The sequence below is a fragment of the Jannaschia marina genome (assembly GCF_013404595.1).
Taxonomy (GTDB): Bacteria; Pseudomonadota; Alphaproteobacteria; order Rhodobacterales; family Rhodobacteraceae; genus Jannaschia; species Jannaschia marina.
Genome location: NZ_JABVAX010000002.1, coordinates 402,460 through 414,604, shown reverse-complemented (window position 1 = coordinate 414,604; position 12,145 = coordinate 402,460). Strand labels below are relative to the sequence as shown.

15 protein-coding genes are annotated in these 12,145 nt (G+C 70.6%); 9 read left to right on the top strand and 6 right to left on the bottom strand.

Annotation, left to right across the window (positions count from 1 at the left end; translation table 11 throughout):
* Nucleotides 1-42: 42 nt before the first annotated feature.
* The 5 genes from HSX43_RS05905 to ruvC all read right to left on the bottom strand — a co-directional run bounded on the left by HSX43_RS05905 (nt 43) and on the right by ruvC (nt 4,094).
* A complete protein-coding gene (locus HSX43_RS05905) occupies nt 43-714 on the bottom strand; it encodes a DsbA family oxidoreductase (protein ID WP_179379163.1) in 672 nt (223 codons plus the stop codon).
* Between the two features lie 301 nt (nt 715-1,015).
* Complete coding sequence (gene ruvB / locus HSX43_RS05900) at nt 1,016-2,035, bottom strand: Holliday junction branch migration DNA helicase RuvB (RefSeq protein WP_179379162.1); 1,020 nt, start codon at nt 2,033-2,035, stop codon at nt 1,016-1,018.
* Nucleotides 2,032-2,946 (bottom strand): GIY-YIG nuclease family protein, encoded by a 915-nt coding sequence (locus tag HSX43_RS05895; protein ID WP_179379161.1) that lies wholly within the window; start codon nt 2,944-2,946, stop codon nt 2,032-2,034. Before HSX43_RS05895 ends, ruvB begins: the two co-directional genes overlap by 4 nt.
* Before the next feature lie 2 nt (nt 2,947-2,948).
* Nucleotides 2,949-3,584 carry a Holliday junction branch migration protein RuvA gene (gene ruvA, locus HSX43_RS05890; protein ID WP_179379160.1) on the bottom strand — a complete coding sequence of 212 codons (636 nt, stop codon included), beginning with the start codon at nt 3,582-3,584 and terminating at the stop codon, nt 2,949-2,951.
* A gap of 9 nt (nt 3,585-3,593) precedes the next feature.
* A complete protein-coding gene (gene ruvC / locus HSX43_RS05885) occupies nt 3,594-4,094 on the bottom strand; it encodes a crossover junction endodeoxyribonuclease RuvC (RefSeq protein ID WP_179379159.1) in 501 nt (166 codons plus the stop codon).
* Nucleotides 4,095-4,263: 169 nt separating this feature from the next.
* Here ruvC and HSX43_RS05880 point away from each other — a divergent pair, with 169 nt between their 5' ends.
* The 3 genes from HSX43_RS05880 to HSX43_RS05870 all read left to right on the top strand — a co-directional run bounded on the left by HSX43_RS05880 (nt 4,264) and on the right by HSX43_RS05870 (nt 6,463).
* A complete protein-coding gene (locus HSX43_RS05880; protein WP_179379158.1) occupies nt 4,264-4,473 on the top strand; it encodes a hypothetical protein in 210 nt (69 codons plus the stop codon).
* A 150-nt stretch (nt 4,474-4,623) separates the two neighbouring features.
* Nucleotides 4,624-4,815, top strand: a complete 192-nt coding sequence (locus HSX43_RS05875; RefSeq protein WP_179379157.1) for a DUF1127 domain-containing protein — start codon at nt 4,624-4,626, stop codon at nt 4,813-4,815.
* Between the two features lie 358 nt (nt 4,816-5,173).
* Nucleotides 5,174-6,463, top strand: a complete 1,290-nt coding sequence (locus HSX43_RS05870; RefSeq protein WP_179379156.1) for a Hint domain-containing protein — start codon at nt 5,174-5,176, stop codon at nt 6,461-6,463.
* 16 nt (nt 6,464-6,479) lie between these two features.
* On the opposite strand, the gene HSX43_RS05865 is transcribed toward HSX43_RS05870, so the two are convergent.
* A complete protein-coding gene (locus tag HSX43_RS05865; protein WP_179379155.1) occupies nt 6,480-7,364 on the bottom strand; it encodes a 50S ribosomal protein L11 methyltransferase in 885 nt (294 codons plus the stop codon).
* A gap of 173 nt (nt 7,365-7,537) precedes the next feature.
* Here HSX43_RS05865 and HSX43_RS05860 point away from each other — a divergent pair, with 173 nt between their 5' ends.
* From HSX43_RS05860 to HSX43_RS05835, 6 genes are all read left to right on the top strand, one after another.
* On the top strand, nt 7,538-8,179 hold the full coding sequence (locus HSX43_RS05860; RefSeq protein ID WP_179379154.1) for a hypothetical protein: 642 nt from the start codon (nt 7,538-7,540) through the stop codon (nt 8,177-8,179).
* Nucleotides 8,176-8,559 carry a tol-pal system-associated acyl-CoA thioesterase gene (gene ybgC / locus HSX43_RS05855; protein ID WP_179379153.1) on the top strand — a complete coding sequence of 128 codons (384 nt, stop codon included), beginning with the start codon at nt 8,176-8,178 and terminating at the stop codon, nt 8,557-8,559. The genes HSX43_RS05860 and ybgC overlap by 4 nt, the downstream gene beginning before the upstream one ends.
* A 53-nt stretch (nt 8,560-8,612) precedes the next feature.
* Complete coding sequence (locus tag HSX43_RS05850; RefSeq protein WP_179379152.1) at nt 8,613-9,371, top strand: type VI secretion system-associated protein TagO; 759 nt, start codon at nt 8,613-8,615, stop codon at nt 9,369-9,371.
* Between the two features lie 350 nt (nt 9,372-9,721).
* A complete protein-coding gene (gene tolQ / locus HSX43_RS05845) occupies nt 9,722-10,420 on the top strand; it encodes a protein TolQ (protein ID WP_179379151.1) in 699 nt (232 codons plus the stop codon).
* A gap of 1 nt (nt 10,421) precedes the next feature.
* Complete coding sequence (gene tolR / locus HSX43_RS05840) at nt 10,422-10,913, top strand: protein TolR (protein ID WP_179379150.1); 492 nt, start codon at nt 10,422-10,424, stop codon at nt 10,911-10,913.
* On the top strand, nt 10,914-12,107 hold the full coding sequence (locus tag HSX43_RS05835) for a hypothetical protein (protein WP_179379149.1): 1,194 nt from the start codon (nt 10,914-10,916) through the stop codon (nt 12,105-12,107).
* Nucleotides 12,108-12,145 lie beyond the last annotated feature (38 nt).

Below are 12,145 nucleotides of genomic sequence, written 5' to 3'. Positions count from 1 at the left end.
GGGCCTCGGGCCGGGGCGGTGGCGCGCTCTCGGGGTCGCGCGTCACGCTTCGGGCGTCTCCACGGGGGCATCCTTCGCCGCCTCGATCTGCTCCAGCAGCTCCTCGATGACCTGCCCCCAGAGCTCGGGCGGCTGCGCGCCGCGCAGGACGTGCTGGTTCGCCAGGATGAAGGTCGGCACGCCGGTGACGCCGCGCGCACGGGCATGGGCGTCGCGCGCTGCGATGTCGTCGCGGTCCGCGTCGCCCGCGAAGAGCCGCTCCAGCATCTCCGCGTCCATTCCGGTGCCGGTGCCGATCTCGACGAGCGTCGGGATGTCACCGATGTCGCGGCCCTTTTCGAAGTAGGCCTCGAAGAGCGCCTGCACCACATGGGTCTGCTTCTGCTCGAGTCCCGCCCAATGGATCAACCGGTGTGCATCGAGCGTGCTGGGCGTGCGCGCGATGCCCTCGAAATTGATCTCGAGCCCGGCATCGGCCGCCGCCTCGACGATCGGCGCATAGGCCCGCACGGCCCCCTCCTTGCCGCCGAACTTCGCTTCGAGATAGGCGCGCCGCTCCATGCCGCCCGCCGGCATGTCGGGGTTGAGCTGGAACGGATGCCATTCGATCACGAAGGGGTGGTCGGGCCGCTTCTGCAGCGCCCGGAAGAGATGCGCCTTGCCGATGTGGCACCAGGGGCAGATGGGGTCGGACAGGATGTCGAGCTTGATCATGGGGCCTCGCCTTCTCTCCGCGGACCCTAGGCAGGAGGGGGTCGGGAGGAAAGCCCAACCGCGCGTTGTGCCGAATAACGTGGGATCACGTCCTCGGGGAACACCGCACTTGCGATGCCTTCCGCGTCGAGGCCAGTCGTCCGGCCGCGATGCGGTGTCGCAGAGCTGTCGCCGCCAATCCTCTATAGTGACCGTCGAACGACGCTCCCACGAGAGGCGGCTGCCCCCGGCCCGGCGAATTGCTCGCGCAATCCGCGTTCGCCGCTGAGAAAGGTCCACCGGACCTTTCTCCGGGCGCGGCTCACCCGAAAAGATCGTCGCGGCGCGGGGCTTCGAGCCCCAGATGCGTCCAGCCCTTCTGCGCGAGCACCCGCCCGCGCGGCGTCCGCGCGATCAGGCCCTGCTGCAGAAGGTAGGGCTCGATCACCTCCTCGAGCGCATCTCGACTCTCGGACAGCGCGGCCGCCATCGTCTCGATGCCCACCGGGCCGCCGCCGTAGTTCTCCGCCACGAGGCGCAGATACCGCCGGTCGGCCCCGTCGAGCCCCATGTGATCGACGCCGAGCCGCGTGAGCGCACGGTCCGCGATCCCGGCGGTGACGGTCCCGTCGCCCTCCACCACCGCGAAATCCACCACCCGCCGCAGAAGACGCCCCGCGATTCGGGGCGTCCCCCGTGCGCGCCGCGCGATCTCCTGCGCGCCGTCCTCGGTCGCGGGCGCCCCCATCATCCGCGCCCCGCGCGTCACGATCTGGTGCAACTCCGGCACGGTATAAAACTCCAATCGCGTCGGAATGCCGAAGCGGTCGCGCAGGGGCGTCGTCAGAAGACCCAGCCGCGTCGTCGCGCCCACGAGGGTAAAGGGCTGCAGGTCGATGCGCACCGTCCGCGCCGCCGGCCCCTCCCCGATCACGAGGTCGAGCGCGAAATCCTCCATCGCAGGATAGAGCACCTCTTCCACGACGGGCGAGAGCCGGTGGATCTCGTCGATGAAGAGAACATCGCGCGCCTCGAGGTTGGTCAGGATCGCGGCCAGATCGCCCGCCTTGGCCAGCACCGGGCCGGAGGTCATGCGAAAGCCCACGCCCAGCTCCCGCGCCATGATCTGCGCGAGCGTCGTCTTGCCGAGGCCGGGGGGCCCGTGGAACAGCACGTGATCCATCGCCTCGCCCCGCCGCCGGGCGCTCTCGATGAACACGCCGAGGTTTGCCCGCGCCTCCGCCTGCCCGATGAACTCGGAGAGGCTCTGCGGCCTGAGCGCCCGGTCGTCGGGCACCTCGTCGGGAACGCTGGCATCGAGCATCGGGTCGCGGTCGATCATGGCACGGCCTCCGGGCGCGGGCGGTTGAGGCCGAAACGGACCGTCTCCAGCCGATCCATCCACGTCTGCTCCCGCCGCGACACCTCGCCCGGAGTGGCGTCCGGCGACATCCGTTCGAGGATCGAAAAGCGGAACCGGCGCGGGTCGCGGTCGCGCAATCCGACGGTCACGCCAATCTCTCCGGTGACATGTTGCCGCCAGCGCCCGAGCAGGTTCTCCTCGCCGGCGGCCGAGCCGACGTAGCGCTTTCCATCTGCCGTATCGACGATCAGATAGACACCGCGCCACTCCGCCAGCCTGCGCGCCCAGCTCTCGGGCAACGCCCCCAGCATCCCCGCCGTCGGCCGCATCTCGCGCCAGTCGGGCGGCGCAGCGTCGAAGGCGCTCTCGGCATGGATCGCCGTGACCGGTGCCCTGAGTTTTTCTGCGAGACGGACATAATTGGGGGTCAGGCGCACGTCGATCACGAGCCGCCCCTGCATCTCGGCCATGAAGTCCGTCAGGCGCAGGTCGAACCAGGGCCAGTGTGTCCACTCCATATCGTCCAACTCCGCATAACTGCCGAAGGTCTCGTAGAGCCAGCGGACCTCGTCGTTCCCCGCGATCTCGGCACGGGTGGCCTGTCGCGGCCCGGGGTTCGCGTAGAGCCCGGCGAAAAGCATGGCCGAACGCCCCTGCACCTGCCCCAGCCCAGTCTTGACGAAGGACGCCACGTAAGGCCGCCCCCGCGACAGGGCGCGCGTCGCGTTGGTCCCATGCGTGGCCTGATAGGTCTCCATCGCGACCCGTCGGGTCCGGACGAGGCCGGGCAGCATCGCCTGCAGATCGCCGTCGCGCGGCGAGTGCAGCATCACGTTCACGTTCCCCGGCGCGATCCCCGCCCGCTCCAGAACGTCGGTCAGCTCGAACATGGTCACTCCTTCGGCGCGAGCAACTTCAGCGCCGCACGGATCAGCTCGCCCGTGTCGCCCGCGCCGTCCGCCTCGGCCACCGCGCGCGCGGCGTCCTGCGGGGCGTAGCCCAGGTTGGCGAGCGCCGAGAGCGCCTCGGCCTGCGCGGCCCCCGCCCGCGGCTTCGGCGCAGCGATCTCCACCGCCGCCGCCGTCTCCACGATCGGGTCGCCCCCGCCCGCCTCCATCAGCATCATCGCCGGGGCCTTGCCCTTGAGTTCGTTCACCACCCGTTGCGCGATCTTCGGGCCGACGCCCGGCGCGGCCTTCACCGCTGCCGCGTCCCCCAGCGCGATCGCCCGGGCTACGCCCTCGGCCCCGAGCGTGCCGAGGATGGCGAGCGATCCCTTCGCCCCGATGCCCTGCACGGAGGTCAGCAGGCGATGCCACTCCCGCTCCTGCACCGTCAGGAAGCCGAAGAGCTGCAACAGGTCCTCGCGCACCAGAAGTTCCGTCCAGAGCGCGACGGGCGACTTCACCGGCGGCAGCGCGGCGAGCGTCCGGTCCGAGCAATGGACGACGTAGCCCACGCCCTGCACGTCGAGCAGCACGTGGTCGGCCCCCTTGTGGTCGAGCCGTCCGGTCAGCCGCCCGATCATGCGCCGGCCTCAGGCACGGGCCACCGCCGCGGCGAGCCGTCCGTTCGTCTGCAAATGCACCGCGTGGCAGAGCGCGATGGCGAGCGCATCGGCCGCATCCGCCGAATGGAAGTCGACCCCCGGGAGCTGCATCCGGACCATGTGCTGCACCTGCCCCTTGTCGGCGTGGCCCACCCCCACCACCGTCTTCTTGACGGCGTTCGGCGCGTATTCCCCGACCACGATCCCGGCCTGCGCGGGCACGAGCATCACGACGCCCCGGGCCTGCCCCAGCTTCAGCGTACCGGCCCCGTCGCGGTTCACGAAGGTCTGCTCGACGGCGCAGGCATCGGGGGCGAAGCGGGCCAGCACCTCCGTCAGCAGCCCATGCAGCGACAGGAGTCGGTCGGCCATCGCCCGACCTTCGGGGCGCACCGTGCCGTTGCCCACATGACGCTGACGCGGGCCGTCGACGTCGATGACGCCCCAGCCGCAGTTGACCAGCCCCGGATCGATTCCCATCACGCGCATCTGCTCACCTCTGCCCCGGATGTTCTTGTTTTATCCTTCGCTAGCACGCGGCACACGCCCGCGCCAGCACCATGATGATCCGTGCAAAACCGCCTGCGCGTCGCCCTCGCTCACCCGCCGGCCCCGGCCATGGTACCCTTAAGCTCTGCCCAACGCATCGGAGACCGCCATGTTCGCGCCGTTCAAGCCCTTCGACCTGCCCCACCTCACCGGCCCCGCCTTCGACACGCCCGCCATGCTCGGCACGCGCCGCCTGCCCGGCTCCGCCGCGCTCGCGGTGCTCGACGACCGGCTTTTGTCGGACATCGGCCTCGCTGCGGACACACCGCTGGAGCCCGCCCCCGTCTGGGCCCCGGTCGCCGCGACACGGCACGACTGACACGGTTCGCATTCTGCTATGCAGAAAGCACATGGCAGGCATTCCTGCTTGATATTTGTGCGGTTTGAAAACTCATCCTAAATGCCAGTCATCCGAGGCAGCCACGAGGGCTGCGCCCCTTTTTGACAACTCAGATGACAGGACCGCCCGATGGCCACGTTCGACGCATTCACCCCCGCCCGTCCCGCCCCCTCCATGGGCGCTTTCTCCAACCTGCTCGGTCGCGTCATCGCGTGGAACGACCGTCGCGTGACCGTCAAGATGCTCAAGGGCCTCACCGATCGCGAGCTGGCCGACATCGGCCTCGAGCGCGGCGAGATCCACAGCTGGGCCAACCGCTGAACCGACCGGCCGATGGCCGACAGATGATCGACGGGCCGTCCCACGGGGCGGCCCGTTTCGCGTTCCGGGCCCGCGATTCGGACAGGGCCGCCGGAGCACCCGCGCCGGCGGCCCGGAGCCCAAACGCGCGGCACATCGCACGCAGCGCTTCCCGGGCCGGGCACAATGTCGGCACGGGACACCGATTGTTTCCCGGAGCTGCGCGGGCTTCCGCCCGATTGCCACGACCCTGCCGCACTCCCTTGCCGCAGCCGCAATGCGCGCGTTGCGATCGGGGCACGACAGTCAGCACTGCCCCGATTTGCCGACCCCTCGCGGCCTGCCCGCCGCACGCGGTCCCGTATCGAAAGCGCCTGCCATGACCCCTGCCTTCCTGACGCTCACCGACGCCGACCTCGAAAACGAGAGCCTGTTCGACACCGTCGACCTCGGCCCCGACAGCACCATCGACCTCACGCAGCTGCGCGAGACAATAGAGGTCACGCTGACCGGCACGTCGATCACGTTCCGCGACACCGCGACCCCCGACACACCGCCCCTCACCTTTACCGACGGCGACCTGCAGAGCGGGAGTTTCTCCAACATCGTGCAGTTCCTCGGCAACGACGGCGGCAGCACCGTCAGCGGGGCGTCCGGCCTCGACGGGCAGGGCTATGTCGGCGGGGACGGCGACGACACCTTTACCGACGACGGCACGATCGGCGGGCAGCTCCGGGGCGGCGGCGGCAACGACCGGATCACCGGCGGCACCGGCAGCAACGAGATCGACGGCGGCGACGGCGATGACACGCTCTCGGGCAACGCGGGCAACAACAACCTGACCGGAGGCGACGGCGACGATGTCCTCTTCGGCGACACCGGGAGCGGCAATCTGCTCGGTGGCGACGGCGACGACATCATCGTCGCCTCCCGCAACACGTCATTCATCGACGGCGGCAGCGGCACGAACACGCTCTTCCTGCCCGAGGACGCCGTGGTCACCCCCTTTTCACCCACGGGCGGCACCGTCAGCATTCCGGGCGGCAGCACCTTCACGTACCTCAACATCGGCACGGTCACGACCGCGCCGCCGCCATGCTTCACGGCCGGCACGCTGATCCGCACGCCGTCGGGCGAGGTGCCGGTCGAAAACCTGCGTCCGGGCGATCTGGTCGAGACGCTCGACCGCGGGGCCCGTCCCCTGCGGTGGGTCGGCGGCCGCAGCGTGCCGGGGCGCGGGCGGCTGGCACCGATCGTCTTCGCCGCCGGCGCGCTCGGCAACCGGCGTCGCCTGCGCGTCTCGCCCCAGCACCGAATGCTGCTGCGCGGCTGGCGGGCGGAGTTGCATTTCGGGACTGACGAAGTGCTGGCCGCGGCCGCCCATCTCGTCAACGGCGACACCATCGCCCGCACCCCCGTCGCGGAGGTCGCCTACGTCCACCTGATGTTCGACGACCACGAGATCGTCGCCGCGGAGGGCTGCTGGAGCGAGAGCTTCCATCCCGGCCGCCTGTCGCTCGACGGTCTGGCTATGGCCGCGCGGGACGAGCTTCTGAGCCTCTTCCCGGAGTTGTGCGACCCCGCCATCCTCGACCGCCGGCCCGCCGCCCGCCCCTGCCTCAAACGGCGCGAGGCACGGCTCTTCGCCGACCGAGGCCCCAGCGTCTGAGCGGGAAGGCTCCGGCCTAGCGACGGCGCAACGTGAGCGTCGTCCAGTCCCCGATCTCGGCCCGGCGCACCAGGTCCCATCCTGCCGCGTCGTAGGCCGCAACCACGTCGTCGCCCTGCGGGTTCAGGATACCCGACAGGATCGCATGACCGCCCGGGGCCGCATGGGCGGCGAGGTCGGGCGCGAGATCGACGAGGGGACCCTTCAGGATATTGGCGAAGATCACGTCATAGGGCCCGGCCTCCGCCAGCCGCGGATGGTCGAACCCCGCCGCCTCGAGGCATTCGATCCGACCGGCCAGCCCGTTCACCCGCACATTCGCCTCGGCCACCTCGACGGCGACCGCGTCGATGTCGGACGCGAGGATCGGCACGCCCTCCCAGACCTTCGCCGCCGCCATCGCCAGCACCGCCGTCCCCGCGCCCACATCCACCACCGGACCGGGCGCGAGCCCCGCGTCGAGCAGCGCCTCGAAGGCCATCAGGCATCCCAGCGTCGTGCCGTGGTGGCCCGTGCCGAAGGCCATCGCCGCCTCGATCAGCAGGCCGACGCGCCCCGCGGGCAGGCGCTCGGCATCGTGGCTGCCGTAGACGAAGAAGCGCCCCGCCTCGACGGGCTGCAACTCGCGACGGACATGGGCGACCCAATCCGTCGGCGGCACCTCGGAGACGACGAAGGGCTTCGCGTCGAAGGCCGCCGCGAGCAGGGCGAGCTGCGTCTCGTCCGGAGCTTCGGCGAAATAGGCGCCGACCTCCCAAAGACCCGAGCCGTCCTCCATCTCGAAGACACCGACGCCGTCGGGCTCGATCGTCTCCTCGAGCGCGGTGCCCAGCCCCTCGGCCTGCGCCTTCGTCTGAAGCGTGGTCAGCGCGGTCCAGCTCGCGGGGGTGATCTCGGACATCGGCTCTCTCCTTCGGGATGGCCGCTCCTTGGCCGGGGCAAGGTGGAAAGGTCAAGCGCAAGTCCGCCACGCGGTTTTGTACAAAACGTCAAAACGCGGGGGCGAGATCTGTACAAAACGCACAAAGCCGCCCCGGGCTGGAAACCCATGCGGCCCCATGGCATCCCCGGCCCATGACCGATCTGCCCACCCTGTCGCCCGAGGCCATCGAGGCGCTCTTCACCCGCGCCGACGGCCAGTTCCTCTTCGCCCGCTGGGGCCGCCCGATCGCACCCGTCCTCTTCGGCGTGACCGACGAGACCATCGGCATCTTCAAGGGCGCGATCGAGGCGCTCTGCGTGCTCACCGGGCACAAGATGGCCGAGACCGACCCGGAGCTCGGGGCCAACATGATGGTCTTCTTCGTGCGCGACTGGTCCGAGCTGACCGAGACGCCGAACCTCGACCGCCTGATCCCCGATCTCGGCCCGCTGACGGCCCGGCTCCAGGCCGCGGATGCCAATCAATACAGGATCTTCCGTTTCGACGAGGCCGGCGCGATCAAGGCCTGTTTCGCCTTCATCCGCATGGACGCGCAGCTTGCCGACGTGCCCGCCGAGACGCTCGCGCTCAACCAGATGGTGCAGGCGCTGCTCCTGTGGTCGGACACCGCGTTCACCGGGGCTTCGCCGCTCGCCATGGTCGGCGACCGTGCGGTGCTGCGCCCGGACATCGCGGACCTGATGCGCGCCGCCTACGACCCCGTGCTGCCCGCCATGGCGCAGGATGCGAGCCACGCGCTACGGCTCTTCGCGCGTACGGGCCGACTGCAATGACCCACCGCTGGCCGATCCGCGTCTACTACGAAGACGTCGACCTCGCGGGCATCGTCTACTACGCCAACTATCTCCGCTTCATCGAACGCGCCCGCTCCGAGATGGTCCGCGCGGCGGGCATCGACCAGGCGGCCCTGCGCGAGGCCGGCCGCGTCTTTGCCGTCTCCCGGGTCGAGGCCGACTACCTCGCGCCCGCGCGCTACGACGACGACCTCGTGGTCGAGACCGCGCTCACACGCGTCACCGGCGCGCGCTTCGAAATGGCGCAGACGGTGTTTCGCGGCGAAACCGCGCTCTTCCGGGCGCAGGTCACCATCGTCTTCATGGACCTCGATGGCCGCCCGAAACGGCTGCCGCCCGAAGTCGCGGCGATGGGGTAACCGTTTCTTAGCGGGATCGTGGGAGAAGGTGGGGCCACAACCCGAGTGCCCGGATGCCCGCCTTTCGTCGAATCGCCGCCGTTCTGCTTGCCGCCCTTTCGGGTGGGGCGATCGGCTACGACGCGGTCGACCGCCTTGGCGCATCGGAGTCCGCGCCGGGCGGGACAGGCGGACTTGCCGCAAGAAGCCTCGATCCCGCCGCCGGACCACCGCGAATCTTCGTACCCGACGATACGCTGGCCTTCGCCGTGGCGCGCCCCGGCATCGTCGGTGCGGAGCGCCCCGCGAGGCCCCGGTCCGCCTGGACGTTGCGCAGCGAGCCCTCGGGTTTCGCCGACGTCCTGAACGTCTACCTGTCGGTCCCGAGCGACGCGCCGCTCGCCTGCGGCGCACGGCGGCGCGCGTCGCTCATGCTGCGCTGCCTGGAGGACCGCACGGCGATCTACATCGCCCACGATTGCGCCACCCCGGCGATCGACCCGGACGGCTGGCAGGTGGATCTGCGCCTCGACGACGGCGCGGCCGAGACCCGCTGGATGCAGGTCGACAGCCGCGGCGAGGCCTTCGGCCACTGGGACTATCGCGACGCGCGAACGCTGATGGAGACGCTTCTGGAGGGCGAGACCCTGCATGTCCGCTTCGACGACATCGAAGGGCGGAGGAGCGCGATGCGGTTTCCCCTCGACGGCCTCGACGCGGCCCTGCCCGACCTGACGCGGGCCTGTCACTGGTCTGACGTACCGCCCTGGCAGGACGCGACCGAGGTGAGCGTGAACGGCAGCGGGCCGGAAAGCGGGCCCGGGGACGGCTGAGGGACAGCCCGCCTTCGTCGGGAAGATACCGGCCGGGCAACGGAACAACACCCGAAGCCGGCGCGTGCGGTCACTCCGAAACTGTCCCACGGCCGCACAGGAATGACACGCACGGCAGGAGCAGGAAACGCCCGCGGACGAGCGGTTTGACCGCCGGGAGCACCGGTCGGCCCGCGGTCCGGCGAAGGTCGATGAAGGGGCCGCGACGGTGCGCGCAGACGTCGCACCGACCCACGCGACAATCCGCCTACACGCGGATGTGGCTACACAGGGGCCTTCCGTTCTGCTAAGGCTTCGCCAATCAACGGCGGTCGACAAAAGACCCGAGCAACCAAGGACGGGCAGTCCGTATGGAAACCGAAGTACTGGCAGCCGCCAGCGAGATCGACTTCTCGCTCTGGGCGCTGTTCCTCCGCGCGACCTTCACGGTGAAGGTGGTGATGATCATGCTGTTTGCGGCCTCGATCTGGGTCTGGGCGATCCTCGTGCAGAAGGTCGTGCAGTTCCGCCGCGCCCGCGCCCGCGCCGCGGCCTTCGACCGCGCCTTCTGGTCGGGTGAGCCACTCGACGAGCTCTATGAGCAGATCGGCGACCGCCCGCGCTCCGCCTCCGAACGCATCTTCGCGGCGGCGATGCAGGAATGGTCGCGCAGCCATCGCGACGACGGCGGGCTGATCGCCGGCACGCAGTCGCGCATCGACCGCACGATGGACGTCGCCATCTCGAAGGAGCGCGACCGGCTCACCTCGGGCCTGACGTTCCTGGCCACGATCGGCTCGACGGCCCCCTTCATCGGTCTCTTCGGGACGGTCTGGGGCATCAAGCACGCCTTCGAACAGATCGCGATCAGCCAGAACACGAACCTCGCCGTCGTGGCACCCGGCATCGCCGAGGCGCTTCTGGCGACGGGCATCGGCCTCGTCGCGGCGATCCCGGCGGTCGTGTTCTACAACAAGCTCAGCCGCGATTCCGAGCGCATCCTGTCGAGCTACGAATCCTTCGCGGACGAGTTCGCCACGATCCTCTCGCGCCAGCTGGACGCCACCTGAGATGGGCGCGGGCACCATACAGCCCGGAGGCGGCGCGAACACCGGTCGCAGGCGGCGGCGCGGCGGCGGCGGATCGCGGCCCATGTCCGAAATCAACGTGACGCCCTTCGTCGACGTGATGCTGGTGCTGCTCATCATCTTCATGGTCGCGGCCCCCCTTCTGACGGCCGGCGTGCCGATCGAATTGCCGGAGACGGCGGCCGCGCCCCTCCCGCAGGAGGACGAGGAGCCGCTCGCGGTGACCGTGGCCTCCGACGGGCGCGTGCTGATCGGCTCGACCGAGGTGCCGCGCGAGGAGCTGCTGACGCGGCTGCGCGGGATCGCCGAGGAACGGACGTCGAACAAGGTGTACCTGCGCGGTGACGGGGAGGTGCCATACGGCGAGATCATGGTCGTGATGGGCGCGCTCAACGCCGGCGGGTTCCGCGACATCGGGCTCGTGACCGACGCGGGCGGGCCGACGCTCGACACCGACGGGACGCAGGGCAACTAGATGGAGATGCGCACGGCGCTCGCCCTCTCGGGCACGGCCCACGCCGGGCTGCTGATCTGGGCGTTGATCGCCGGGCTGTTCGACCCCGTGCCCGACGACGAGAGCCTCGAGATCGCCTCGGTCGGCATCGTCTCCTCGGCGGAGTTCGACGCGCTGGTGTCACGCACGCCCGGGCCGGCCGCGCCTGCGCCCGAAGCTCCCGCCGCGCCCGAAGCCCCCGAGACTCCCGAGACGAGCGCGCCGACCGAGGAGGCCCCGCCGCCCGCGCCCACGCCGCGACCCGAGACGCCCACGCCGCCGCCGGCGGAGACGACGCCCGACGTCGCTCAGATCGTCGCGCCGCCCACGACCGAAGCCGTGACGGAGACGCCCGAGGCCCCGCCCGCGCCCGCCGCCGCCGAGGACGCGCCCCCCGCGCCGCGTCCGCGCCCGCGACCCGCCGACAGGGTCGCCCAGATCCCGACGCCGGCCCCGCCCCCCCTCGTGGAGACCGCACCGACCGTCGAAGCCCCGGCCGAGCCGAGCGAAGAACCGGCCGAAGAGGTGGTCGAGGAGCCGCAGGAGCAAGCCGCCCCGGAAGAGACGACGACGGCGGAAGTGACCGAGGCCGACGAGCCGGCGGCAGCCGAGTTGCCGACCGCCTCGACCTCGCTCGCCCCCGAAGCCTCGCCCCGCCCGGGTCGCCGCCCCGACCGCCCCGCCCCGACGCAGACGGCCGCCGCCGAGACGGAGAGCCCGGCCGAGGAGCCGCAGCCCGCCGAAGACGCCGGGACGCCCGCGGAGACCGAAACGCCGGCCGAGCCGCGCGAGGTCGACACCAGTTCCGCATTGGCCGAGGCGCTCGCCGGCGGCGGAAGCGCCGCGCAGGAGGGCCCGCAGCTGACCGATGGGCAGCGCGAGGGGTTCCGCCTTGCCGTGCAGGCGTGCTGGGATCTCGGCGCGGTGTCGACCGACGTGCTGCGCACGGTCGTCGAGGTGCGCTTCGACATGCGGGAGGACGGCTTCCCCGTCTCCTCCTCCATCCGGCTCGAAAGCGCGCGCGGCGGCACCGATGCCTCGGCCCAGATCGCGCTGGAGCGCGCGCGGCAGGCCATTCTCGGCTGCGCCCGGCAGAACGGCGGCTACGACCTGCCGGCCGAGAGCTACGCCGACTGGCGCGACATCATCATCACGTTCGACCCGACGCAGCGGTGACCGATGAGATCCGTCCACACGCAATCACTCGCTTTTCA

Bases quoted from the DNA above. Each gene is read 5' to 3' on its own strand.
- HSX43_RS05860 (WP_179379154.1), top strand. From the start codon at position 7,538: ATGACCGATCTGCCCACCCTGTCGCCCGAGGCCATCGAGGCGCTCTTC.
- ruvC (WP_179379159.1), bottom strand. From the start codon at position 4,094: ATGCGCGTGATGGGAATCGATCCGGGGCTGGTCAACTGCGGCTGGGGC.
- HSX43_RS05850 (WP_179379152.1), top strand. From the start codon at position 8,613: ATGCCCGCCTTTCGTCGAATCGCCGCCGTTCTGCTTGCCGCCCTTTCG.
- HSX43_RS05835 (WP_179379149.1), top strand. From the start codon at position 10,914: ATGGAGATGCGCACGGCGCTCGCCCTCTCGGGCACGGCCCACGCCGGG.
- ruvB (WP_179379162.1), bottom strand. From the start codon at position 2,035: ATGATCGACCGCGACCCGATGCTCGATGCCAGCGTTCCCGACGAGGTG.
- HSX43_RS05865 (WP_179379155.1), bottom strand. From the start codon at position 7,364: ATGTCCGAGATCACCCCCGCGAGCTGGACCGCGCTGACCACGCTTCAG.
- HSX43_RS05905 (WP_179379163.1), bottom strand. From the start codon at position 714: ATGATCAAGCTCGACATCCTGTCCGACCCCATCTGCCCCTGGTGCCAC.
- ybgC (WP_179379153.1), top strand. From the start codon at position 8,176: ATGACCCACCGCTGGCCGATCCGCGTCTACTACGAAGACGTCGACCTC.
- ruvA (WP_179379160.1), bottom strand. From the start codon at position 3,584: ATGATCGGGCGGCTGACCGGACGGCTCGACCACAAGGGGGCCGACCAC.
- HSX43_RS05880 (WP_179379158.1), top strand. From the start codon at position 4,264: ATGTTCGCGCCGTTCAAGCCCTTCGACCTGCCCCACCTCACCGGCCCC.
- HSX43_RS05870 (WP_179379156.1), top strand. From the start codon at position 5,174: ATGACCCCTGCCTTCCTGACGCTCACCGACGCCGACCTCGAAAACGAG.
- tolR (WP_179379150.1), top strand. From the start codon at position 10,422: ATGGGCGCGGGCACCATACAGCCCGGAGGCGGCGCGAACACCGGTCGC.
- HSX43_RS05875 (WP_179379157.1), top strand. From the start codon at position 4,624: ATGGCCACGTTCGACGCATTCACCCCCGCCCGTCCCGCCCCCTCCATG.
- HSX43_RS05895 (WP_179379161.1), bottom strand. From the start codon at position 2,946: ATGTTCGAGCTGACCGACGTTCTGGAGCGGGCGGGGATCGCGCCGGGG.
- tolQ (WP_179379151.1), top strand. From the start codon at position 9,722: ATGGAAACCGAAGTACTGGCAGCCGCCAGCGAGATCGACTTCTCGCTC.